The 22,911-nt window shown below is 58.5% G+C and carries 19 protein-coding genes and 1 pseudogene; 10 read left to right on the forward strand and 10 right to left on the reverse strand.

The features are described 5' to 3' along the window. Nucleotides 1-64 precede the first annotated feature (64 nt). Complete coding sequence (locus AC2CHD_RS05065) at nucleotides 65-514, reverse strand: GatB/YqeY domain-containing protein (protein WP_229449224.1); 450 nt, start codon at nucleotides 512-514, stop codon at nucleotides 65-67. Nucleotides 515-907: 393 nt separating this feature from the next. On the opposite strand from AC2CHD_RS05065, the gene carA reads away from it, so the two are divergent. After that, nucleotides 908-2,107, forward strand: a complete 1,200-nt coding sequence (gene carA, locus AC2CHD_RS05070) for a glutamine-hydrolyzing carbamoyl-phosphate synthase small subunit (protein WP_484552799.1) — start codon at nucleotides 908-910, stop codon at nucleotides 2,105-2,107. A gap of 54 nt (nucleotides 2,108-2,161) precedes the next feature. Here carA and AC2CHD_RS05075 read toward each other — a convergent pair whose 3' ends face one another. The 3 genes from AC2CHD_RS05075 to ypfJ form a co-directional block, all read right to left on the reverse strand. Then, the gene (locus tag AC2CHD_RS05075; protein ID WP_229448772.1) at nucleotides 2,162-3,673 is read right to left on the reverse strand and encodes a VWA domain-containing protein; all 1,512 of its coding nucleotides are present in this window, start codon (nucleotides 3,671-3,673) and stop codon (nucleotides 2,162-2,164) included. Between the two features lie 163 nt (nucleotides 3,674-3,836). Continuing rightward, a complete protein-coding gene (locus AC2CHD_RS05080; RefSeq protein ID WP_484552800.1) occupies nucleotides 3,837-4,352 on the reverse strand; it encodes a DUF2937 family protein in 516 nt (171 codons plus the stop codon). A 61-nt stretch (nucleotides 4,353-4,413) separates the two neighbouring features. Next, nucleotides 4,414-5,340 carry a KPN_02809 family neutral zinc metallopeptidase gene (ypfJ, locus tag AC2CHD_RS05085; protein WP_229449223.1) on the reverse strand — a complete coding sequence of 309 codons (927 nt, stop codon included), beginning with the start codon at nucleotides 5,338-5,340 and terminating at the stop codon, nucleotides 4,414-4,416. Between the two features lie 403 nt (nucleotides 5,341-5,743). Here ypfJ and carB point away from each other — a divergent pair, with 403 nt between their 5' ends. Then, on the forward strand, nucleotides 5,744-9,241 hold the full coding sequence (gene carB / locus AC2CHD_RS05090; RefSeq protein ID WP_484552801.1) for a carbamoyl-phosphate synthase large subunit: 3,498 nt from the start codon (nucleotides 5,744-5,746) through the stop codon (nucleotides 9,239-9,241). Between the two features lie 449 nt (nucleotides 9,242-9,690). After that, nucleotides 9,691-9,996 (forward strand): annotated as a pseudogene (locus AC2CHD_RS05095) (cupin domain-containing protein); the annotation flags it as partial. On the opposite strand, the gene AC2CHD_RS05100 reads toward AC2CHD_RS05095, so the two are convergent. The 4 genes from AC2CHD_RS05100 to AC2CHD_RS05115 all read right to left on the reverse strand — a co-directional run bounded on the left by AC2CHD_RS05100 (nucleotide 9,976) and on the right by AC2CHD_RS05115 (nucleotide 12,826). Continuing rightward, entirely contained in the window at nucleotides 9,976-10,146 is a 171-nt protein-coding gene (locus AC2CHD_RS05100; protein WP_484553246.1) for a hypothetical protein, read from the reverse strand. The pseudogene AC2CHD_RS05095 and the gene AC2CHD_RS05100 overlap by 21 nt on opposite strands. 67 nt (nucleotides 10,147-10,213) lie before the next feature. Further along, nucleotides 10,214-11,023: an ABC transporter permease gene (locus tag AC2CHD_RS05105; protein WP_484552802.1), complete on the reverse strand. Its 810-nt coding sequence runs from the start codon at nucleotides 11,021-11,023 to the stop codon at nucleotides 10,214-10,216. Beyond that, nucleotides 11,020-12,030 (reverse strand): ATP-binding cassette domain-containing protein, encoded by a 1,011-nt coding sequence (locus tag AC2CHD_RS05110; protein WP_229448768.1) that lies wholly within the window; start codon nucleotides 12,028-12,030, stop codon nucleotides 11,020-11,022. The genes AC2CHD_RS05105 and AC2CHD_RS05110 overlap by 4 nt, the downstream gene beginning before the upstream one ends. Nucleotides 12,031-12,196: 166 nt before the next feature. After that, nucleotides 12,197-12,826 carry a transglycosylase SLT domain-containing protein gene (locus AC2CHD_RS05115; protein WP_484552803.1) on the reverse strand — a complete coding sequence of 210 codons (630 nt, stop codon included), beginning with the start codon at nucleotides 12,824-12,826 and terminating at the stop codon, nucleotides 12,197-12,199. Nucleotides 12,827-12,981: 155 nt separating this feature from the next. On the opposite strand from AC2CHD_RS05115, the gene AC2CHD_RS05120 reads away from it, so the two are divergent. The 3 genes from AC2CHD_RS05120 to AC2CHD_RS05130 all read left to right on the forward strand — a co-directional run bounded on the left by AC2CHD_RS05120 (nucleotide 12,982) and on the right by AC2CHD_RS05130 (nucleotide 14,599). Further along, a complete protein-coding gene (locus AC2CHD_RS05120) occupies nucleotides 12,982-13,536 on the forward strand; it encodes a methylated-DNA--[protein]-cysteine S-methyltransferase (RefSeq protein ID WP_484552804.1) in 555 nt (184 codons plus the stop codon). Nucleotides 13,537-13,716: 180 nt separating this feature from the next. After that, the gene (locus AC2CHD_RS05125; protein WP_484552805.1) at nucleotides 13,717-13,974 is read left to right on the forward strand and encodes a hypothetical protein; all 258 of its coding nucleotides are present in this window, start codon (nucleotides 13,717-13,719) and stop codon (nucleotides 13,972-13,974) included. A gap of 136 nt (nucleotides 13,975-14,110) precedes the next feature. Further along, complete coding sequence (locus AC2CHD_RS05130; protein ID WP_484552806.1) at nucleotides 14,111-14,599, forward strand: hypothetical protein; 489 nt, start codon at nucleotides 14,111-14,113, stop codon at nucleotides 14,597-14,599. Nucleotides 14,600-14,680: 81 nt separating this feature from the next. Here the strand turns inward: AC2CHD_RS05130 and AC2CHD_RS05135 are convergent, their stop codons facing one another. Beyond that, on the reverse strand, nucleotides 14,681-15,532 hold the full coding sequence (locus AC2CHD_RS05135) for an EAL domain-containing protein (protein ID WP_484552807.1): 852 nt from the start codon (nucleotides 15,530-15,532) through the stop codon (nucleotides 14,681-14,683). A gap of 4 nt (nucleotides 15,533-15,536) precedes the next feature. Next, entirely contained in the window at nucleotides 15,537-16,457 is a 921-nt protein-coding gene (locus AC2CHD_RS05140) for an EAL domain-containing protein (protein WP_229448762.1), read from the reverse strand. 182 nt (nucleotides 16,458-16,639) lie between these two features. On the opposite strand from AC2CHD_RS05140, the gene AC2CHD_RS05145 reads away from it, so the two are divergent. The 4 genes from AC2CHD_RS05145 to msrP all read left to right on the forward strand — a co-directional run bounded on the left by AC2CHD_RS05145 (nucleotide 16,640) and on the right by msrP (nucleotide 22,841). Then, the gene (locus tag AC2CHD_RS05145; RefSeq protein ID WP_229448760.1) at nucleotides 16,640-17,842 is read left to right on the forward strand and encodes a pyridoxal phosphate-dependent aminotransferase; all 1,203 of its coding nucleotides are present in this window, start codon (nucleotides 16,640-16,642) and stop codon (nucleotides 17,840-17,842) included. Between the two features lie 126 nt (nucleotides 17,843-17,968). After that, nucleotides 17,969-19,498, forward strand: a complete 1,530-nt coding sequence (locus AC2CHD_RS05150) for a putative bifunctional diguanylate cyclase/phosphodiesterase (protein WP_484552808.1) — start codon at nucleotides 17,969-17,971, stop codon at nucleotides 19,496-19,498. 207 nt (nucleotides 19,499-19,705) lie between these two features. Then, on the forward strand, nucleotides 19,706-21,751 hold the full coding sequence (locus AC2CHD_RS05155) for an elongation factor G (protein ID WP_484552809.1): 2,046 nt from the start codon (nucleotides 19,706-19,708) through the stop codon (nucleotides 21,749-21,751). A gap of 112 nt (nucleotides 21,752-21,863) precedes the next feature. Further along, on the forward strand, nucleotides 21,864-22,841 hold the full coding sequence (gene msrP, locus AC2CHD_RS05160; protein ID WP_484553223.1) for a protein-methionine-sulfoxide reductase catalytic subunit MsrP: 978 nt from the start codon (nucleotides 21,864-21,866) through the stop codon (nucleotides 22,839-22,841). Nucleotides 22,842-22,911: the final 70 nt, after the last annotated feature.

A 22,911-nucleotide genomic window follows, 5' to 3' on the forward strand; every position in this document is an offset into this window, starting at 1 on the left:
ACGCAAAAAAGGCGGCTCGGTTGAGCCGCCTGCAAGTTTTTCTCAGAAAAAGCCGCCTACGCGATCAGCGCAGCATGCCTTTGACAATGCCGCTGGCCTTGCCGAAATCCATGCGCCCTGGAAATTTCTCCTTGAGCACATTCATGCATCGGCCCATGTCCCGAAGCCCGTCTGCACCGACTTCATGCACGACTTGCGCACAGGCCTGCTTGAGATCATCTTCACCAAGCTGTTTGGGGAGGAACTCGGAAATGACAGCGATTTCCTCGCGCTCCTGCTCCGCAAGCTCCAGCCGGTTGCCCTCTTCAAAGGCTTTCGCGGATTCCTGCCGCTGCTTGGCCATCTTGGACAAGATCTGCAAGATTTCCTCATCGCTAACCGGGTCCTTGCCGGCTCCACGATTGGCAATATCGCGATCCTTGATCGCAGTCTGAACCAGACGCAGCGTTGAAATGCGGCGTTTGTCTTTCTGTTTGACGGCGTCGTTCAACGCCTTGGCGAGTTTCTCGCGCATCATAACACCTGTCTCCCGTCGCTAGGACGAACATAGCTCCGGCCAACTCACGAAGCAAGCGACAACGCCCCAATAAACCATTGGAAACATTGACATAAATAATTAATTGCGAGTGATTGACCGATTTGCAGCCTTTGCCTATTGTCCGCGGCTTGCATGGACAATTTCCTTTTCGGCCTGAATCCGCCAGCCTTTTGCCTTTCCGCGGACCCAATTCGCTGGGGCATATGGCCCATGTGCGAGTGTCTTTCAAGCCCCCCATGCCGATGCCCCCTTGCGTTTGACGGCAAAAAGTGAGAACCGGTCTGCTCGCAGATCATGTTAAGAAAACCTGAAGCCCTCGCAGGCCTCTGCCTGCGAGGGTGGTCAGGCACACGAATGATGGAGACCCCAATGGCGACCAAAACCGCCCCCTGGAGCACGAGCCGGCCAACAGCCCTGATCGTGTTGGCTGATGGCACTGTGATCGAGGGAAAGGGCGTGGGAGCCGGCGGCGAAGCGATCGGCGAACTCTGCTTCAACACGGCGCTTACAGGTTATCAGGAGGTTCTCACCGACCCTTCCTATGCCGGCCAGATCGTCACCTTCACCTTCCCGCATATCGGCAATGTCGGGGCCAATGATGAAGACATTGAAGATCTTCATCCTGCTGCCCGCGCCGGCGCGGTCGGTGCCGTGTTCCGCGCTGATATCACCAACCCGTCAAATTATCGTGCGAGCGGCCATCTCGATGGTTGGCTGAAGCGCCGCGGCATCGTGGCCATCAGCGGTGTTGACACACGTGCTTTGACGGCGCTCCTGCGTGAAAAGGGTGCAGCGAATGCCGTCATAGCGCACGATCCCCAGGGAAGTTTCGACATCGACGCCTTGAAGGCCAAGGCGCGTGACTGGAGCGGTCTCGTCGGGCTTGATCTGGCAAAAGAGGTCTCCTCGGGCCAGTCGCAGGCATGGACGGAGACACCCTGGGTCTGGGACGAAGGTTACCGGTCTGTGGAGGACACTACCCATCACATTGTCGCTGTCGACTATGGTGCAAAGCGTAACATTCTGCGCCTTCTTGCCGGCCTCGGTGCCAAAGTCACCGTGGTCCCTGCAAAGACAAGTGCAGCGGACATTCTGGCCCTGCAGCCCGACGGGGTGTTTCTGTCAAACGGGCCCGGCGATCCCGCCGCCACTGCCGAATACGCCGTACCGATGATCCGGGAGTTGCTGGAAACCGAAATTCCCCTGTTTGGCATCTGCCTCGGACACCAGATGCTCGCGCTCGCGCTCGGTGCGAAAACCGTTAAAATGCACCAGGGTCATCACGGTGCGAACCATCCAGTGAAGGACTTCACCACCGGCAAGGTGGAAATCGTCTCCATGAATCACGGTTTCGCGGTGGATGGCGACACTCTGCCGGAAGGCGTCGAGGAAACACATGTTTCTCTTTTCGACGGGAGCAATTGCGGCCTGACAGTCGTCGGCAAACCTGTCTTCTCGGTCCAGCATCATCCGGAGGCTTCACCCGGTCCGCAGGATTCCCATTACCTCTTCCGTCGTTTCGCCAATCTCATTCGTGAACGGCGCGGCGAACCAGCGCTTGCTGAATAAGCAAAAGGGCGGCCTCGGGCCGCCCTTTTTTGTTCTGCACGTCCGCAGCAGCGATCAGGAAGAAAGACGCAGCTTGACGATCTGCTCACCGATCTTGTCGAACACTTCCTTGAGCTGGCGACTGGAAGGGGTGTCAAAATACTGGTCTGGCCGACTGGCGCAGGAACGCATCATGTCGCCCGTGCCGGTATCACGGACCTCAAGCCTGATGGTGTAGATGTCGATACCGCTTTCCTTTGCAAAATCGCAGGCTTCGATCGTCTTGTCGTTCATCAGCCTTGTGGATTTGCTGGAGCTTGCATTGACCTCTCCATCGAGGCGACCTTCAACCATGTAGCCAAAGCTCGTATAGCGGGACCGGAGACGGTTATTCAAAACACCAAACGTGTTTGCACCATCCGTTAGAACGACCATGACCTTAACCAGGCCATCCTCCGAATTCCCCGCGGGGAAAGGCTCGTCCGGTGAAAGAACACGTGCCCCCCAGGAAACGCCTTCCATGATGTTGGTGTTACCCTCAGCCTCAAACTGCTTTACCTTCGACTTGAGCAAAGCATAATCGTTGGTGAGCGGTGTCAGTGGCTCCGAACTGCACATATAGTTCGGCCCCGGTGCATCGTATTTGGGTTTCGGCTTTTTGCCGCCCAGCACATTCCCCAAAAGATCAAAACCGTATTTTCCGACCTTCTTCACTTTGCCCAGAAGACTGTTGTCGAGAGGATCGACCGACGAGTCGAGGTAATCATTGTAAAAGCGCTCTGACCAATGTGTATTCGGTTCATCGATCGCAAATGCAGGAACGAAAAGGCTGGCGGGGTCTCGACGATCTGCAGGCGTTGCCGCCACATCATGCCGCGTGTTGCCATCGCGCATGCGGGTTTCCACGCAGCCTTTCCACTCGTAACCCAGAGTGTTGTAGACTTGGAAGCGGCTAATGCCGGTCTGGAGCTCGAGCTGAGGAATCTCACTTTCCCCGTAGAGATCAAGCCAAGGCGCCCCAGTTCCCTCCTTCATCTTACCCTTTTCGTCGAACTCCGGCCCATATTGCGGACCGACGTTAACAAAGGTCGAGAAGGGAACAAGCGCAAAGCGCAATCGATCCTTGTTGTCTACCTGCGCGGAGATGTTGTCGATCATTTCTTCGACGGCTTTTTTCATGTCGCGCAGTTTGCTGCCCTGCATGGAACCCGTCGTATCGAGCACCAGAGCGATCTCATAAGACACCAGGGCGACGTCGGCCTGCGAAACTGCATCGACGGGCATGGTGTCCTTGCCGAGTATCCCGCCGAACATCAGATCCACATCGACCTTGGCCGTAACACGTACAGAACGACCATCGCGTTCAACATTCAACGCATCGAAGTTTCTGTCCAGATTCCCTTTGAGATAGTTGTAAGCGATAGAATTCGCTTCAGAATCCGAGATTTTCTTGCCCTTTTGGGCCACGGCCAAGGCAGCCGTGTCGAGTGCGTTCTGCAATTCAGAGCGCACCCGGCTCAGATTCGAATAATCAACAGCAAAACCGGACGCGCCGATCAATGCCATGGCCGACAGGCCGGTCATCATTGCGAAATTACCAGACCTGTCAGCACCGAAACGCTGACACAGCCGCCTACCAGAGCGCAAAACGCGTCCAAACCGAGAAACCATGTTGCCCACCCAAGCTTTATTTGTTGGCGGCAAACTACTTCGCGGGTTTTAAAAACGCGTTAAACGGGTAGTTGCAATTCTACACGCGAAGATTGCGCGTTGAATAACGTTGCCTTCGCCGAAATGGCAGACCGATGAGCCAAGCGATACAGAAACCGAGTATCAGCCCGGCACCTGCCCAGATAAATCCGTGCAATGTAACCGGTATGGCGGGTTCGAAATCTCTTAAAGCCCCCTGAAAGATGGGACCGTCTGGTGCTCGCGCCACAACCAGGGGCCTGAGCACTGGCATAGCCTCATCAAACGCCTGAGATTGCCGCTCCAGATCCCCCAACCTTCCGATCGCCGCCCGAACGGACTCGGCACGGTCCTGAAGGAAAGCACTACCGGTCTTTTCGTATACCTGTATCGCAGTTTCGCGGTTCAGATTGTTGTCTGCGGCATCAGCGTCAAAAGCTTCGACGACTTGTCTCAACTCGTCCTGAGCGCCGTTGAGCCGTTGCCGGTACTGTTGCGAAAACTCGGGAGCCTGCGACGTGACCAGGCCGCAGCCCAGCGTCAAGGCGAGGCCCAGTATTCTTCCTAGTCCAAACATGTTCCGATCCACCTCGTGCGTGGTAAGGGAACGACCGGCTCAGGTCTGGATTGGCGCGTTTCTAGATAGGCTCGTTGAACGTGTCGCAATCGGCCAGCCGTCCGCTCTTAAGCCCCCGCGCAAACCATGTCCGCCTCTGTTCGGACGTACCATGGTTAAAGCTTTCCGGCACCACATAACCCTGTGTGCGGCGTTGCAGCGTATCGTCGCCAATCTGGTTGGCAGCGTTCAACGCTTCCTCGATATCGCCGTCATCGAGAAGTCCTTTCTGGGCCGTGTAATGTGCCCAGATGCCGGCGAAGCAATCCGCTTGCAGTTCCACCCGGATCGACATCGCATTCGCCTCAGCCTGGCTCATACGTTGGCGCATCTGGTTAAAACGCGGCAGAATGCCAGTGACGTTCTGCACGTGATGCCCCACTTCATGGGCCACCACATAGGCCTGCGCAAAATCCCCCGATGCGTCAAAACGGCGTGAAAGTTGATCAAAAAAGCCGAGGTCGAGATAGACCTTTTGATCGCCGGGGCAATAAAACGGGCCCGTCGCCGCGGAAGCAAAGCCACAGGCTGACCGCACGGAATCGGTGAAGAGGACCATGGATGGTTCCTTGTAGTCGAGCCCCTGCGATTCGAATATGCCATTCCAGGTGTCTTCCGTTTCGGCCAGCACGACACTCACAAACTGCTTCATCTGATCGCTGGCGCCGCTCGGAGACTGCTGCTGCGTTGTGGTGGTCTGGCTACCGCCGCCACCCGGTTGACCAGAAAGCATCTCCAACGGGTTGATGCCACAGGCACGCAAAGCGAAGAAAAGAACCACGAGCACAAGGATACCGGACAGCCCGCCCCCGGCGCGTCTGCCGCCGCCGACAGGAAGCCTCACGCGGCCACCTGACCGACCAAATCCCCCCGGGAACATCCCCCCGTTCCCCGACCGACCCCTACGGTCCTCGACATTGCTGCTTTGGCGACGACCCTTCCAGCGCATGCGCAAAATTCCCGATTGCTTCCAATAAATACTAGTTATCGGCTTATACGCCACAAGGCCAGAGGTTGTTTGCCCGCCTGCGTGACGGAAGGAATTGTTGGTTTCCGGGAATTTCAATTCCGCCGAAAACGGGTAGATCCGAGTATCATGGAAAACCGTCTCCATGCCGCAGGCAACCAAGCGGCCCGGTCGCGTCCCCACAGAAACGACATTCGGCCCTGATGAATGCACACCCCCACCACGAAACAGCATTTCAGGCGAAAGCAGCGTTGAAATCCTCATTTTCGGGGTTCCGTAAGTCTCGCCCATTGCCTATAAGGCGCGCCTAGCCCGACAATTTTTGCCCGGCCTGCGCGCGGCATACGCCCGTGCGGCGTCGGCTCACACGCGCGAGTGATCTTCCATGCCAAAACGCACCGACATCAAGTCGATCCTGATCATCGGGGCCGGCCCCATCGTTATCGGCCAGGCCTGCGAGTTCGATTATTCCGGCACTCAGGCCGTGAAGGCGTTGCGAGAAGAAGGCTATCGCGTCATTCTGGTGAACTCCAACCCGGCCACGATCATGACCGATCCGGAGCTTGCCGACGCGACCTATATCGAGCCGATCACGCCGGAAGTTGTCGCCAAGATCATCGCCAAGGAGCGACCCGACGCGCTGCTCCCCACCATGGGCGGCCAGACGGCGCTCAACACCGCTCTCAGCCTGCGCCGCATGGGCGTTCTGGAGCGCTACAATGTCGAGATGATCGGCGCCCAGCCCGAGGCCATCGACAAGGCCGAAGACCGTTCACTGTTCCGCGAGGCCATGGCCAAGATCGGGCTTGAAACGCCGCGCTCGATGCTCGCCAACGCCTCCGACGTCAAGAACGCCGATCGCCAAAAACACGAGGCAAAGCGCAAGGAGCTCAAGGAAAAGCTCTCCGGCGACGCTCTCGACAAGGCGCTGGACGATCTCGAAAACGAATGGAACCTCGGCGAGAGCGACCGCAAGCAGCGCTACATGAACCACGCCATGGGCGTGGCCGCGCAGGCGCTCGACTTTGTCGGCCTGCCCGCCATCATCCGCCCCTCCTTCACGCTGGGCGGCACGGGCGGCGGCATCGCCTACAATCGCGAGGAATTCTTCGAGATCGTCTCCTCAGGCCTCGATGCCTCCCCCACCACGGAAGTCCTGATCGAAGAATCCGTTCTCGGCTGGAAGGAATACGAGATGGAAGTGGTCCGCGACCGCGCGGACAACTGCATCATCATCTGCTCCATTGAAAACGTCGATCCGATGGGCGTGCACACGGGCGATTCGATCACCGTGGCCCCTGCCCTGACGCTGACGGACAAGGAATACCAGATCATGCGCAACGCATCGATTGCGGTGCTGCGCGAGATCGGTGTGGAGACCGGCGGCTCCAACGTTCAGTTCGCCGTCAACCCAGAGAATGGCCGTCTCGTCGTCATCGAGATGAACCCGCGCGTGTCGCGCTCCTCAGCACTTGCTTCGAAAGCAACCGGCTTTCCCATTGCAAAGGTCGCAGCGAAGCTTGCCGTCGGTTACACGTTGGACGAGCTGGAGAACGACATCACCGGCGGTGCCACACCGGCTTCCTTCGAACCGTCCATCGACTATGTTGTCACCAAGATCCCGCGCTTCGCCTTCGAGAAGTTTCCAGGCTCCAAACCGGTGCTTTCCACGGCCATGAAGTCGGTGGGCGAGGTCATGGCCATCGGCCGCACCTTTGCCGAATCCTTCCAGAAGGCCCTGCGTGGCCTGGAAACCGGCCTCACCGGCCTCGATGAGATCGAGATCCCCGGATACGATCCGGAAGGCGATCCTTCGGAAAACAAGAACGCCATCCGCGCGGCCCTCGGCACGCCCACGCCCGATCGCCTGCGCATGGTGGCCGAGGCCATCCGCCTCGGCACCAGCCTCGAAGACGTCCACGCGATGTGCCGCATCGACCCGTGGTTCCTGGAGCAGATCGCAGCGATCCTCGCCATGGAAGAGCGGGTACGCGAACACGGCCTGCCGGAAGATGCCGAAAACCTGCGCCTTCTGAAGTCCATGGGCTTCTCAGATGCGCGCCTCGCGTCGCTCACGAAGAAAGAGACGGAAGAGATTCAAAAGATTCGCCATTCCCTTGGCGTTCATCCCGTCTACAAGCGCATCGACACCTGTGCGGCGGAGTTCGCGGCACCCACCGCCTATATGTACTCGACATATGAGTTGCCTTTCGCCGGCGCTGTTGCCGACGAGGCCCGCGTTTCCGACCGCAAGAAGGTGGTAATCCTCGGCGGTGGCCCCAACCGTATCGGCCAGGGCATCGAGTTCGACTATTGCTGCTGTCATGCCGCCTTCGCGCTGGCCGATGCCGGCTATGAATCGATCATGGTCAACTGCAACCCCGAGACCGTGTCCACCGACTACGACACTTCCGACCGTCTCTATTTCGAGCCGCTGACGCCCGAAGACGTGCTCGAAATCCTGCGCGCCGAACAGGCCGCCGGCACGCTGCACGGCGTGATCGTGCAGTTTGGCGGGCAGACGCCGCTGAAGCTTGCCGACGCGCTGGAGAAGGCCGGCATCCCGATCCTCGGCACCGCGCCCGACATGATCGACCTGGCCGAAGACCGCGACCGCTTCCAGAAGCTGCTGGTCAAGCTCGGCCTGAAGCAGCCGAAGAACGGCATCGCCTACTCCGTTGAGCAGGCCCGTGTGGTGGCGTCCGAACTCGGCTTCCCGCTGGTCGTGCGCCCCTCCTATGTGCTGGGCGGCCGCGCCATGCAGATCATCCACAACGAGACGATGCTGCAGACCTATCTGCTCGATACGGTGCCGGGCCTTGTGCCGGAAGAAATCCGCCAGAAGTATCCGGCCGACAAGACCGGCCAGATCAACACGCTACTCTCCAAGAACCCGCTCCTTTTCGACACCTATCTCACAGAGGCCGTCGAAGTGGATGTGGACTGCCTGTCCGATGGCAACCAGACCTATGTTTCCGGTATCATGGAGCATATCGAGGAAGCGGGCATTCATTCGGGCGATTCCGCCTGCTCCCTGCCGGTTCACTCTCTTGACGAGGGCCTTGTGGCAGAACTGGACCAGCAGACCGCAGCCCTCGCCCGCGCGCTGAAGGTCGGCGGCCTGATGAACGTACAGTACGCCGTCAAAAACGGCGAGATCTACGTGCTTGAGGTCAACCCCCGCGCCTCGCGCACGGTTCCCTTCGTCGCCAAGACCATCGGCCGCCCCATCGCCAAGATCGCCGCGCGCATCATGGCGGGCGAAACACTGGAAAACGCCTTCGCCCATTATGGCGCCATGCCGAACGCGCGCGACCTCGGTCATATCGCGGTCAAGGAAGCCGTCTTCCCCTTCGCCCGGTTCCCCGGCGTCGACACGCTGCTTGGACCGGAGATGAAATCCACGGGCGAGGTGATGGGTCTCGACACCGATTACGCGCTCGCCTTTGCCAAGGCGCAGCTCGGTGCCGGCGTCGATCTGCCTCGCGAGGGCACGCTTTTCGTCTCCGTGCGCGACGATGACAAGGCCCGTGTCCTGCCCGCCGTCAAGCGGCTCGCCGACGCCGGCTGGCATGTGTTGGCCACCGGCGGCACCGCCCGTTTCCTGCGCGAAAACGGCATCAAGGCCGAGAAGATCAACAAGGTTCTGGAAGGCCGCCCGCATATCGAGGATGCGATCCGCAACCGCCAGGTGCAGCTCGTGTTCAATTCGACGGACGGCCAGAAAGCCATGTCGGACTCCAAGTCGCTGCGCCGCGCGACCCTGATGCAGAAAGTGCCCTATTACACCACCATGGCAGGTGCGGAAGCTGCCGCCGAAGCCATTGTCGCATTGAAGGCCGGCAGCCTCGAGGTGCGGCCACTGCAGAGTTACTTCCTCTAAGCAGTCAGACGAGACGAGCGCAGCCGCCACACCGACCCGGCGGCTGCAGCCTCCCCACGCCCCATGCCACATGGTGCAAGCGCTCGGTGTGCCGACACCACCGACCGGGAAAGCATGTCCCTCGCCGTCTAACATTTCCTACATTGATCTCAGGCATTCGCCACAGCGAAGGCGATGAAAACGCGCTGTCGAATAGATAAAGTTCGACTGGATGCCCCTCGTAAACGACGATATTAAACGCATAAACAACGGCGCATAATAGCAAATATTATAGCAATATACAGAGTAAACAGCATTCCTGCGCCGGATGTGGAAACTGAACATCGAAAGCATTCGAAGGACATTGGTAAAATTGGAATATCGGCGCTTTTCCCGCCATTGGAGCAAGATATCGGGGCCAAATATTTTAAGGCCCTGTGCGCATTTTCGAGCACCTGGGATTTTTTGCGATGAAGTTCTTTTTGAGAATTGCCCTGCCGCTTGCGGCAGTGACAGCCGTGATTGTCGCCTGCTCGGGCCCCGCATCGCTCAAGGAAAGGATCGTATCCTTCCCCGCATCGGAACTCGAGTGGATCGAGATCCCGGATTCGGGTGGCATCAAATATGCCAATGTTCGCGGCGACCTCGCAGGAGAGGCCCCTTATGAGGCCTTCGTTCTGTACCCCGCCGGGAAGGACAACCCGTATCATTATCACAGCCAGTCCATCCGGACCGTGGTTGTGCAGGGCACGTTTTTAATTGAGGTCGACGGCCGGCGGACGGCGTACCCGAAAGGCTCGTATTATGAGTTGCCGGGGCACCTGAGGCACTTCAGCGGTTGCGCTGAGGGCATCGACTGCCTCCTCTTCCAGTATCAGGACAAAGGATTCGACCTTGTCCCATACCGGGAAGAGAACGAGGCTCATTTGCTCAACTCCGAGCGCGCCCTCCCAACGGGGGCGCGCTCTTTTTCTGCGATCCGGAACACACTCGCTAATTGCGCCGATAAAGCCACAAAACGAGAGGTGACAGAACGATCGTCAAAAGCACCGGCGCCGTCAAAGCAAGCACCACATCGCCTGCTGTGGCCGTTCCGCTCATCAGCCCTCTCAGGGCCGTCGCCATGTGCGTCACCGGGTTCCGCACCACAATTGCTTCGAGCCATCCCGGCATCGTCTCGGGACGCACCATGATGTTGGAGGCGAATACAAGCGGAAAAATAAAGGTGAAACCGATCGTCATAACGGTCATGGGTGTACGGATGAGCAGGCCGAGCACTATGAAAATCCAGCCGACACCGAAGCCAATGACAATCAGAAGCAAAAATGAGAATAGAACCCCCACCATCCCCGCTTCCGGGCGATAGCCCAAGGCCAGCCCGACGGAGAGGATGATCGACCCCGCAATCGTGTGGCGCAGAACATCTCCGACCATCAGCCCTGCAAAGGGCGAAAGAGACCATATCGGCAACGAGCGGAAACGGTCGAACAATCCCTTTGACAGATCCGTTGAAAGCCCCATCCCGGAATAAACCGAGTTGAACACCACGGTCTGCACAAGAATGCCGGGGAGGAAGAACTGTAGATAGTCGCTCGTCGACCCCGCCAAGGCGCCACCGAAGACAAAGGTGAACAGCAGCGTGAACATGAGCGGTGTCATGATCAGGTCAAACAATTGCTCCGGCACATGCTTGAATTTCAACACCGCCCGCCAACCAAAGGTCAGCGCATTGGCAAGTGCTGACGGTCGGGGCGGTCGAGCCGCGTGGGATAGCAGCGCCGGGCCGGTCTCTACGGAACTCATGACGTCTCTCCCCCCGCTTCTTCATCCATCGGTTGCCCGGTGAGAGCGAAAAACACCTCATCGAGACTGGGAGAGCCCATCGAGAAATCGGAGAGCTCTATTCCTGCTGAAATCAACAGCCCCAGCGCCTCGTTTGCGGCTCTGGTCGATCCTGCAACCACAGAAAGCTGTGCGCCTTCGGCACTGCGTTGAACGGGCGCTCCCAGAGCCTGCTCCAAAATGGCTTCCGCTTCGCCCAACCGCGCATGATCACCAAGAGCGACATGCAGGAACCCCGAACCAATGGCCGATTTGAGTTCCCGGCTCGTTCCCTCAGCGATCTTGCGGCCACGGTCGATCACCGCGATACGCGCGGCCAACTGATCCGCTTCTTCGAGATACTGGGTGGTCAAAAGAATTGTCACACCCGATTGAGCCAGTGAGCGGATCATCTTCCAGACGCCCTGCCGGGCTTTGGGGTCGAGACCGGTGGTCGGCTCGTCAAGGAACAGGACGCCCGGCGTCACGATCAGCGATGCTGCAATGTCGAGCCGTCTGCGCATCCCGCCAGAATAGGACTTCACCTGCTTTCTGGAGGCGTCCGAAAGCTCGAAAGCCGCAAGCAGCTCATCTGCCCTTTCCTTGGCTGCGTTGGCTGAAAAGCCCCACAGGCGCGCGAGCATGATGAGGTTTTCACGCCCCGTCAGATCTTCATCGAGGGAGGCAAACTGGCCCGTCAACGCAATAAGACCCCTTACGGCTTGGGGGCTTGAAACAAGATCGTGCCCCATGACCGAAGCAGTGCCCCCGTCGGGGCGTGCAAGCGTTGCAAGCAATCGGATCAACGTGGTCTTTCCCGCACCGTTTGGCCCGAGAATGCCAAAAATCATGCCTCGCGGAACATCCAGATCGATACCGTCCAGCGCGGGAACGGTCCCGTAACGCTTGGTCAGCCCGCGCACGGAAATTGCAAGGGATGGCAAGACAGGTGCAGCTTCATTGGCACCCACCGGCTTCATGTCGTTCATCTGCAATCCTCCGAGGCGGCCGGTTCAAGCGCATTCCCATGACTGCAAGCAGGAGCCGCCGAGCAGCATCCGGCAGGGAGAAGACATACACCAATAGAAGATCGTTCAGAACGGGTTTATCGCACTGCGTCAAAGCCTGCTGACAGCTCCCGCCGAAGCCAGCGCCTCAATTCCGCAGCCCGGTTTCCTTGAGCAAGCCTTTGCGCTTGGCGTCGTAATAATAACCGCTGGCATAGAAGCGCACCGCGCGATCTTCGTTTCGATCGGCAGTGATGTAGGCGCCACGCAGATATTTGACGGCGTATTTGAGATTGGTCTCTGCATCGAGAAGACCAGATGCGGGGCCGCGATATCCCATGGTCTGTGCCGTATCGTGCCGGATCTGCATAAGCCCCCAGTAGATGCGGTTGCGTGCCGAGGGATCGAAATTGCTCTCCCGCTTGACCACCCGGCGCACAAGCCGCTCAGGCACCTCATAGATGGTCGCATAGCGAGCGATCAGCGCATCGAGTTCAGCGCTACGCGGCGCCACCGGCTTTACGCCTGCCCCGGCTTCCAGTGCCGTGAGCGCGGCGGACGGCGGACGCTGCCCCGCAAATGCATCCGGGCTGACATCCTCATCCGAAATCGCGGCGTCCTGTTCCGCGACCAGGCTGTTGGCAATCACTGCCGCATCGGCAGGATTTTCAGCTGCCTCGACTTTGGCTTGACCATCGCTCCCAGTCGTTGCGCAACCGGCCAGGGAAGGCAGGGCAAGTACGAGACCGGCGGCCAAAAGACGGGAAAACAACGGCAAGGCGCATTCCTTTGATCAGATCATCCCCACCCGCGCGCCTTCTATCGTGCAAACCAAAGCGTGGCAATCTCATGTCAGGACAGTCACTGTTCACTCTTCGTACCATAATGTTTCCATGTTAGAAGCAAGCTGGATAGCAGCGTGATCAGGCTCCCATGTCATCCAGTGGTTATCAGGTTTTCGAAACGGCTTTCGGCTTCTGCGGTGCAGGCTGGAGTGCGTCCGGGCTTGCTCGTTTCATTCTTCCTGCACCGGACGCAAAAGCGGTCGAGCGCTTGCTGAAACGGCGGTTTCCTGATTGCAAAGCCACACAAGCGGCAGGCGCCATGGCAAATCTGATCGGGGCCGCCCAAAGCTATTTCAACGGCAATCAGGAGGACTTCTCGAAGGTTCCTCTCGATCTTTCCGGCATCAGCCCGTTTCATCGGACCCTTTACACGGCCATGAGACATCTCTCCTATGGGGAAACGACGACTTACGGTGCTCTCTGCGAGAGCGTGGGGTTCCCGAAAGCAACCCGGGAGACCGGCGCGGCAATGGGCCAAAATCCCATCCCGTTGATCATCCCCTGCCATCGTGTCCTTGCCGCGGGCGGCAAGATAGGCGGCTTTTCCGCCCATGGCGGCATCACGACAAAGCAAAAAATGCTTGCACTGGAAAACGCGCGCTCACCCGATGCCATCGACGCACAGGGCACATTTGCCTTCTAGCCCCGGTTGAACCCTATATCTTGCACTCAAGCGTAGCGGGCGCATAATAGTGTCGATTCGTAGGCTGCCGGTGATTAACGGGGACAGCCACAATCTCGCCGTCAATCGGTCGATTTATCGGCGGTATTTCTGTTCAGCGTGAGTTCGTTGCGTCCGTGATTTTCAACCGGCGGGAATTCCATGCTTCCATCTGCCGACAGCGGCATAAAAAACCGTCTCACTGAGCCATCAGCGATGATTGCCCAGGTCAAGCGCCTTATCGCACAAGGCGTAGAGATGGATCAGATAGCGCCCGAACTTTCGAAGCAGTTCTATATCGATATTGATCTTCTAAATGCAGTTTTGCGTGTGATGCGCAAGAAAATGCAGGAGCGCAAATCGTCCAAAAGCCCCTCAAAACAAGAAGCGCCCGGCACCAGCGACAGGGCTGCGGCCTAATACAAGTCGATACGGTTTTCACAAAATTTACCTCGAATTTTTCCGGTCTCGAACACCGATTTAAAATCCCTCTCTGGTAGCAATTGAAACTCAACTACAACCAATTGCACAAATTTTAATCAGGAGAGGACGCATCGTGCTGATCGGAAACTTGTACAAACTGCCTCTGTTCGACAGGGTCAGACCGCCGGCAAACCGGCCTGAGCCACAGGAGCCGGCTTCGCCGCCTAACGAGGCAACCCAACCCGAACCGAACGAAGATCAGCCGACAGGCTCGAACGGCAACTCGAACCCGCCGGGCCCTGCAACTGGCTCATCGCCCGGCGCTCCCAATAAGACGACAGCGATAAATGACGAGTACCGGCTTTCGTCGATGACCATGGTGTCCGAGGAACCGACAGACGTCGTCTCGATCGAGGCTTGGGCCAGGCGCGCAGCGCTTGAAGTGCAAAAGCATGAGCAATTCGCATCAATGCTCCAGCGCATTTCCAAGCCGGAAGCCGCAGCGCATATCGCTCTGCTTCAAAATGACACCCAAAACAGAACCGATCTCCGCTCCGCGACTGCCGCCTATGGCGAAAGCCAGGAGCCGGTTACGGCAGCAAACAGCAATTCCGCACACTAAAGATAGGGTCAGGGCCTGACAGTATCGGGCCCTGACCTTTGACAACATGGCCAGCCACGCTGGATCAAATCACTCCGAGCTTCATTTGAGCGAAACCACGACCGTCTCCGGATCGCGGAATATACGCCCGATATCCAGCGGTCTCACATCCGCCACACACCCCGCTTCTTCAGCTCTGGCGAGCAGATCGCCCTGAACCAGGTCGGCACCGACGGATAGTGCCGCCAGGAGATGAGCCGGGCTCTCGAGACCTTTTACCAGCACTTTTGCACCTCGGCGCTTGAGGCTTTTTATTACCTGACGCATGAGCCGCAATGCAGCACGTTCATCGGCAATGCGTCGAAACCAGGAGCCATCGACGCTCACAATGCGCGGCTGGAGACGCTCCAACAGTTCAGCCGTTTCCGTATGCAAGCCGAACCCCTCCATCGCCACCCCCACGCCAGCTGCGTTCAGAACCGCCAGCGAGCGCTCGACGGCTTCCAGGTCACAGGGTTCGGGATTTTGAACACTGCACACCAGGGATTTGGGAGGAAAACCGGTCTCCGCAAGTCGCGCGAAGGTAAGAGCAAGATGCTCCAGCGCCGTTTGTCCGCAGAGCATCGACCGCCTGAAGGGCACGTGGAGGGAAAGACTGTCATGCCTGGCATGATGATGATTTCCGATATGCATGAGATTGCAGAGCGACAGAACATCAGCTTGCGCGGCAGGGTCGACCGAGGCAAGAAAGCCATCCCTGTCCACCGGCAGAGATTTGAGCATGGGCAACACTGAGGCCTCCAGCGCCTCGGGTATCAGCATATCTGATGCAATGCGGAAGAGGGGCTGATAGAGGCTACGTAGCCGGTACCGGCCATAGACCCCCGTTTCCAGACCGATCTCATCGACCAGGATCGAGGCCGCGACCGGCTCGACGCTTCGCTGCCTGCTCATGTTTTCAGGTTCCACGGCGCCCGAAGGTGCGTCCGCTCCGATTGGAGGAAACGTCGCGTTTGGCCGTTTCGACCTTGCCTCGCTCAAGATGCTCTACAGTGTCCGCCAGCACCCGTCGTCGCTCGCTCTCGCGTGCCGCCTCAAATTCGGCAAAAGCGCCGGGTGCCAATTGCGGACGGGCGAGCGCAAACCCCTGCACCATGGAGACGCCGCAACTTTCGGCCAATTCAAGCTGATCACCGGTTTCAATGCCTTCGAAAACGGTTCGTATCCCCTTCTGCGCGAATGCCCGCACCATATCGGTCAGCATTGCAACACCAGGTCCTGAGGAAAGAAGGCGACCGGTCCAGGCGCCATCGAACTTGACTATATCCGGCCCCAGAGCCTCAATCCGCTTCAGATCAGAACTGTCGGCTCCGTAGTCATCAACCGCAACCCGGTGTCCATACCCTTTGAGCGCCTGCACAAATCTGATGAGTGTCTCGTCAGACCCCGTCTCCTGCTCGGTAATTTCACAGACGACACGCTCAGCCGAGATATTTGCCTCCCTCAGCACCCCCTGCACGTCGCGCAACGCGCTCGCCGCGGACGCGGCATCCACAAAATGCGACGGGTCGAAGTTGACAAAAAGCGAAGCCGTTTCGCCGAGACTGACACCTGCATTCAACAGGTGCAGGGTTCTAGCCAGCGTTTCGACCTGAAACCGGTCAATGTCGGGAATACTGGAAAAGAAGATGCCCGGGCCCACAGGCTTTTCATCTCGAAAGGGGCGAATGAGGCCTTCATACGCGCTGACCAGGAGACGGCCTTCACGAAAGGAGAAGATCGGTTGAAAGGCCGATTTCAATGTATAGCCGCCCCAGATACCCACAGCGATCCCGTCGTCCTGGCGGGCGATGTGGCCGAGGCCTATGCTGCGCGGCATGCTGCGCTTCCTTGAGACGTCTCTTTCATGGTGCGCAAAATGCCACCCAACGCCTTTATTCGCCGTTAACGACTGGTTTAATGCCGCAAATTGGCTGGCCGCTTGCGATTCTGCGCACGATCGGACATGAAGGTTCACGCTGATGTGCAGCGTAATTCTCACAGGAACCGGAGTCCTCCATTATGGCTTTCCTTGCCGATGCCCTTTCACGCGTAAAACCCTCCGCAACCATCGCGGTTTCCCAGAAAGCGCGCGAACTCAAATCCCAGGGCCGTGACGTGATCGGTCTTGGTGCAGGCGAGCCGGATTTCGACACGCCGGAGAATGTGAAGAAAGCAGCGATTGAGGCCATCAACCGAGGCGAGACGAAATACACACCCGTTTCCGGCATCCAGCCGCTGCGTGAGGCGATTGCCGCCAAGTTCAAGCGCGAGAACAACCTTGATTACGACTGGAAGCAGACCATTGTCGCTACCGGCGGCAAGCAGGTTCTGTTCAATGCAATGATGGCGACGCTCAACGCCGGCGACGAAGTGGTCATCCCGAGCCCTTACTGGGTGAGCTATCCCGAAATGGTGTCCATTTGCGGCGGCACGCCGGTAGCTGCTGAAACCAGCATCGAGAACGGCTTCAAGCTCACCGCCGAGGCATTGGAAAAGGCGATTACGCCTAAGACCAAATGGCTGATCATGAACTCGCCGTCCAATCCTTCAGGGGCGGCCTATACGGCTGAAGAGCTCAAAGCTCTTGCCGAAGTTCTTCTCGCCCACCCCAACGTCTGGGTGTTGACGGATGACATGTATGAGCACCTGACCTATGGCGATTTCAAGTTCCACACCATCGCCGAGGTGGAGCCGAAGCTCTATGAGCGCACCCTGACAATGAACGGGGTTTCCAAGGCTTACGCCATGACGGGCTGGCGCATCGGATACGCGGCAGGTCCCATCGAGCTGATCAAGGCCATGGATATGATCCAGGGTCAGCAGACTTCGGGTGCCTGCAGCATCGCTCAATGGGCCGCCGTGGAGGCTTTGAATGGTCCGCAAGATTTTGTGGCCAGGAACAAGGCGATCTTCCAGGGCCGCCGCGATCTCGTGGTGTCGATGCTCAATCAGGCTAAGGGCATCAATTGCCCTGTCCCCGAAGGCGCATTCTATGTTTATCCGTCCTGTGCGGAACTGATCGGCAAAACGGCACCGTCCGGCAAAACCATCAACACTGACGAGGACTTCGTATCGGAGCTTCTGGAAGCGGAAGGTGTTGCGGTTGTGCACGGGTCGGCCTTCGGTCTCGGACCCAATTTCCGTATCTCCTACGCCACGTCCGAGGCGCTCCTCGAAGAAGCCTGCAACCGCATCCAGCGCTTCACGGCATCACTCAAGTAGCTGTCCGAACGACAGCCGGACTATTGCGCCGCAAAATAATCTTCTGCGGCGCAATAGTCTTAACGCACTCTTTAAGCTTCTCATTGTTCTCTCGTTTTCCAAGGGATTCGGGGAGACACCAGGGGCATGAGCATCCTCTCCACCGTTCGCCGCAATGGCGCGCGTGTTTACATAGGCGTTCAAGCGCTTCTGATTACAGCAACGGCACTCGTCGCCGTGGCCTATTTCATCGTGCCACGCGAAAGTGGCGTGCCGAATTGGCTGTTGCTCACCTGTTTCGTACTCAGCGCGACCGGCCTGGGTTTGCTTGAATACCTGAAACGCACCGTGACCGACCAACTCAAGGATGCCGTACGCATTGAAGCCGAGCGGACACGGCTTACTGAAAATGATCTTCTCACGGGCGCGCTCACCCGCGGGCGTTTCCTCGATGAACTCAGCGCCAGCATCGGCACGCTTTCAAAGCCGCGCCGCATCATGCTGCTGCTCGTCGACCTCGATCATTTCAAACAGCTCAATGACGGATTCGGTCACCAGTTTGGCGACCAGGCGCTCGCCCATCTGGTTGCCTGCGCGAAACACTGTTTCCCCGATTGCACGATCGGTCGGTTGGGCGGGGACGAATTCGCCATCCTCATGTACGGAAATGACCTCGATCGTTGCCGCTCCCGGGCCGAAAAATTGCTTTCAATGCTTCAGCAGGGGCGCGTGTGCGAAGGACATCAGATACCGCTTGGCGCCTCGATCGGCATTGCCATAGCACCCGAACATGCCAGCAGCCCGAAAGAGCTTCCGTTGCTCGCGGATCTCGCGCTGTATGAAAGCAAGGGAGCCGGACGGGGGCGTATAACCGTGTTTGATCCCGACATGCTCTCGGAGAAGCGCCAGCGTCGCTTTATGGAGCGCGAATTGCGCGCCGCAATCTATCTGAACGAGCTCGAACTTCACTATCAGCCGCTGACCGATGCCGAGCGCAACTGCACGGCCCTGGAGGGTCTGGTGCGCTGGCGTCATCCTGTGCGCGGCATGATCTCACCGGCCGAATTCATCCCTGTTGCCGAGAGATCGAACCTGATCGACATGGTCGGCGAATGGGTGTTCCGCCGCGCCTGCCTGGATCTTGACCGTTTGTCATGTGAGCGCATCAGCATCAATGTCTCGGGAGAACAGCTCAAGCGTGATGGCCTGGTGCACATGCTGGATCGCGTTCTGCAAGAAACCGGCATGGCGGCCAACCGTTTCGTTCTCGAGATCACCGAGACCGTCGCCACGGCGGCTACACCCGAAATCATCGCCCGTATCGAACGGTTGCGCGCAATGGGGTTCCACATCGCACTTGACGACTTTGGAACAGGCCATTGCGGCTTCAACTATATCAAGACGTTGCCGATCGACTCGATCAAGATCGACCGCAGCTACATCCGAAACCTCGGACATGATCGTATCGCACAGGTCTTCGTCTCGGCATTGACGCAGATCGCGCGCATTCAAGGGCTAACAATCGTTGCTGAGGGAATCGAGACCGAGACGGAGTTCGAGCTCGCACGCGCTGCCGGCTGCAATCGGTTCCAGGGCTATTTCCTCGGGCGCCCTCAGCCCGCTCCCATGGTCCGGCACAAGAGTGAGCATCTCGAAACCCTGGCGTTGAGCGCTTGAGAACCCCTTGCCCAAAACCCAAAGCCGTGTGACCATATTCTACGGGAAACGTTGGCGCACCGGCATGTGAGTGCCGCAAACGGGTTCTTCAAGGGCGGAGAATGCTCCGGATCACCGTCTACGCGCTACGACCGCGCGACGGCCGCACAGGCCGGCCGCCGCTCATGAAACGTGTGCAAGTAAACGCGTGTGAGGAGGCCGCCGACCATGGGAAAACGCTCGGGAGAGAGAAGTCGCGGACCGAAGTGCATCGCCATTGTCGGTCCGTTTGCGAGTGGCAAGACAACATTGCTTGAAGCCATTCTGGAGCGCACCGGCGCCATAACCAAGCAGGCCAGCACTGGCTCCGGAACCGTGGGTGATCACTCCGCTGAAGCCAAGGCCCATCAGATGAGTGTCGAGGCGTGTGTCGCCACCACCAGTTTCCTTGATGAAAGCATGACTTTCGTGGATTGTCCCGGATCGGTTGAATTTGCCTTTGAGGCGGATCCGGTTCTCGCTGCAGCCGACATCGCCATCGTCGTCACCGAACCCGACGAGAAAAAAATCCCCGCCCTGCAGCTCGCCCTCCATCGGCTCGACGAGCTCGGCATTCCGCGCATGATCTTCCTGAACAAGATCGAGCATGCCACCATGGGCGTGCGCGATATGCTCAAGATGTTGCAGCCAACCAGCGAGACCCCGCTGCTTCTGCGCCAGATTGCCTTGCGCAAGGACGGCATCGTTATCGGATCGATCGATCTGGCCCTGGAACGCGCCTATATCTACCGGGAACACGCAAGTAGCGAGATCGCCCCCATCTCTGACGATGACAGGGCACGCGAGGTTGAAGCGCGGTTCTCGATGCTTGAAACGTTGGCGGATCACGATGACAGGTTGATGGAGCAACTGCTCGAGGAGATAGAGCCACCCCGTGATGCGATTTTCGACGACCTGGCGGCCGATCTGCGCGATGGGGCCGTAACACCGGTGCTGATCGGCTCAGCAGAAAAAGGCAATGGGATATTGCGGCTTCTGAAGGCAATTCGCCACGATGCGCCAGATGTTGAAGCGACAAGAAGGCGGCTAGGTCTGGACGCATCTGGTGAGCCAGTCCTCCAGGTGTTGAAAACAATCCACACACCGCATGGAGGCAAGCTGTCCGTCTCACGTGTGCTTTCCGGCTCGGTCAGCGATGGCATGGAACTGCGCAGCAGCCAGACTATCGACAAGGTTTCCGGCCTGTACACGCTTCTCGGGCGAGAACAATCCAAAGTCACGAATGCGGGGACCGGCGAAACAGTGGCACTGGGCAAGCTTGAGGGGGTAAAGACGGGGGACACGCTGACCTCAGCCAAGACACCGCAGCCGCCGCTCCTCACACTGGAGAATCCTCAGCCTGTTTATTCGGTGGCGGTACATCCAAGCGAGCGCAAAGACGAAGCAAAGCTCTCGATCGCCTTGCAGAAGCTCATGGAAGAAGACCCCTCGCTCGGCCTTGAACAGAGGCAGGAGACCGGAGAAACCGTTCTGTGCGGGCAGGGCGAAATGCATCTGCGCGTCACCCGCGAGCGCCTGGAAGGCAAATACCAGATCCCTGTGGACACCACCGTGCCGAGCGTTGCCTATCGCGAAACGATCCGCAAGAGCACCACGAAACGCGGCCGGCACAAGAAGCAATCGGGCGGTCACGGCCAGTTCGGCGATGTTGTGCTCGAGATACGCCCCCTGCCCCGCGGCTCCGGTTTCGAGTTCACCGACACGATCACCGGAGGCGTCGTTCCGAAGCAATACATACCCTCGGTCGAAACGGGCGTTCGCGACTATCTCAAATCCGGTCCGCTCGGGTTTCCGGTCATAGATCTCGCCGTCAACCTCTCGGACGGTTCCTACCATTCGGTGGACTCCTCAGACATGGCGTTCCAGCTTGCCGGGCGACTTGCCATGAAGGAAGGACTTGCCGAGTGCTCATCTGTTCTCCTCGAGCCCGTCCTCAAGGTCGAGGTTTACACCCCCTCAGATGCCACTGCCCGCATCACCGCCATTCTGTCACAACGGCGCGGGCAGATTCTTGGCTTCGACGCACGCCCCGGCTGGACAGGTTGGGACATTGTCGAGGCGACGATCCCCGCGTCCGAAACAGACGATCTGATCATCGAGTTGCGTTCCGCCACGGCGGGTGTCGCCAGCTATCGCGCCACGTTTGATCACATGGCTGAACTGACCGGGCGCTTGGCGGATGCGGCGATGAGCGCGCAGGGCAAGGCGGCTTGATGGGAGCATCAATCTGAAAGACCGCCACGCAATCGTGAAGCACCGTGATTTTGAACCGCTGGCCAGCGGTTTTACCAAAGGTGATGCTATCAGGAACTCGCCGGAGAAAGCTATGCCCACGATCTTCCGCCGCCCGCGCTGGGCATTAGCTGAAAGCATGGCGACGCCCGAATGCGTTTTCGCCAATCGCCGTGCGGTGCTCGCGGCACTTGGTCTGGGGGCGATTGCGGGTCCAGGCTTGCTGTCCCGGCCGGCAAAAGCGCAGGCAGACGAAGACGCCGCGTCGCGAACCGCATCTCTTTACCCAGCGGAGCGGAACGAAGCCTACCGGATCGAACGCCCGCTCACCCCGGAGAATGTAAGCAGCACCTACAACAATTTCTACGAATTCGGATCGCACAAGCAGATCGCGCGCGCGGCTCAGGCGCTCTCGACTCACCCCTGGGACATCGAGATTGATGGTCTGGTGGAAAAGCCGGGCACCATTGCCTTCGAGGATTTGATAAAGCGTATGCCACTAGAAGAGCGCCTCTACCGGCATCGTTGCGTCGAAGCCTGGTCTATGACAGTGCCGTGGACCGGCTTTCCGCTTTCAGCTCTTCTGGCGATGGCGAGGCCGCTTTCGTCCGCGCGCTATCTCCGCTTTGAAACCTTCAATGATCCCTCCGTCGCCGGGGGCCAGAAGCAGGTGTGGTATCCTTGGCCCTATGTCGAAGGCGTGACCATCGAAGAGGCTTCGAACGACCTCGCCTTCCTCGTCACCGGCGCGTACGGTAAACCCTTGGCCAAGCAATTCGGCGCGCCTCTGCGTCTGGCTCTGCCATGGAAGTACGGCTTCAAATCCATCAAATCCATCCGACGCATCTCTTTCACAGAAAAAAGGCCGGTGAGTTTTTGGGAGGAGATCGCAGCCAGTGAATACGGCTTCTGGGCAAATGTGAATCCTGACGTGCCCCACCCGCGCTGGAGTCAGGCCGAGGAGCAGGTACTGCATACGGGCGAGCGCATACCGACGCAGCTCTTCAACGGTTATGCTGAGGAGGTCGCCAGCCTCTATACTGGGTTGGAAAACGAACCGCTCTTTCGCTGACTTTCACCAGAGCAACCCGCTCAGCACCATAGCCTTGGAATGACATAAAGCTCTGGCAGATAAAAAAAGA

It is taken from the genome of Nitratireductor sp. ATLC21 (genome assembly GCF_057196525.1).

Excerpts from the sequence above, each read along its gene's own strand:
- AC2CHD_RS05100 (WP_484553246.1), bottom strand. The coding sequence starts at position 10,146 with ATGAGCCTCGTTCTCTTCCCGGTATGGGACAAGGTCGAATCCTTTGTC.
- ypfJ (WP_229449223.1), bottom strand. The coding sequence starts at position 5,340 with ATGCGCTGGAAGGGTCGTCGCCAAAGCAGCAATGTCGAGGACCGTAGG.
- AC2CHD_RS05075 (WP_229448772.1), bottom strand. The coding sequence starts at position 3,673 with ATGATGACCGGCCTGTCGGCCATGGCATTGATCGGCGCGTCCGGTTTT.
- msrP (WP_484553223.1), top strand. The coding sequence starts at position 21,864 with ATGCCCACGATCTTCCGCCGCCCGCGCTGGGCATTAGCTGAAAGCATG.
- AC2CHD_RS05150 (WP_484552808.1), top strand. The coding sequence starts at position 17,969 with ATGAGCATCCTCTCCACCGTTCGCCGCAATGGCGCGCGTGTTTACATA.
- AC2CHD_RS05125 (WP_484552805.1), top strand. The coding sequence starts at position 13,717 with ATGCTTCCATCTGCCGACAGCGGCATAAAAAACCGTCTCACTGAGCCA.
- AC2CHD_RS05155 (WP_484552809.1), top strand. The coding sequence starts at position 19,706 with ATGGGAAAACGCTCGGGAGAGAGAAGTCGCGGACCGAAGTGCATCGCC.
- AC2CHD_RS05105 (WP_484552802.1), bottom strand. The coding sequence starts at position 11,023 with ATGAGTTCCGTAGAGACCGGCCCGGCGCTGCTATCCCACGCGGCTCGA.
- AC2CHD_RS05135 (WP_484552807.1), bottom strand. The coding sequence starts at position 15,532 with ATGAGCAGGCAGCGAAGCGTCGAGCCGGTCGCGGCCTCGATCCTGGTC.
- AC2CHD_RS05080 (WP_484552800.1), bottom strand. The coding sequence starts at position 4,352 with ATGTTTGGACTAGGAAGAATACTGGGCCTCGCCTTGACGCTGGGCTGC.
- carB (WP_484552801.1), top strand. The coding sequence starts at position 5,744 with ATGCCAAAACGCACCGACATCAAGTCGATCCTGATCATCGGGGCCGGC.
- AC2CHD_RS05140 (WP_229448762.1), bottom strand. The coding sequence starts at position 16,457 with ATGCCGCGCAGCATAGGCCTCGGCCACATCGCCCGCCAGGACGACGGG.
- AC2CHD_RS05145 (WP_229448760.1), top strand. The coding sequence starts at position 16,640 with ATGGCTTTCCTTGCCGATGCCCTTTCACGCGTAAAACCCTCCGCAACC.
- AC2CHD_RS05110 (WP_229448768.1), bottom strand. The coding sequence starts at position 12,030 with ATGAACGACATGAAGCCGGTGGGTGCCAATGAAGCTGCACCTGTCTTG.
- AC2CHD_RS05065 (WP_229449224.1), bottom strand. The coding sequence starts at position 514 with ATGCGCGAGAAACTCGCCAAGGCGTTGAACGACGCCGTCAAACAGAAA.
- carA (WP_484552799.1), top strand. The coding sequence starts at position 908 with ATGGCGACCAAAACCGCCCCCTGGAGCACGAGCCGGCCAACAGCCCTG.
- AC2CHD_RS05120 (WP_484552804.1), top strand. The coding sequence starts at position 12,982 with ATGTCATCCAGTGGTTATCAGGTTTTCGAAACGGCTTTCGGCTTCTGC.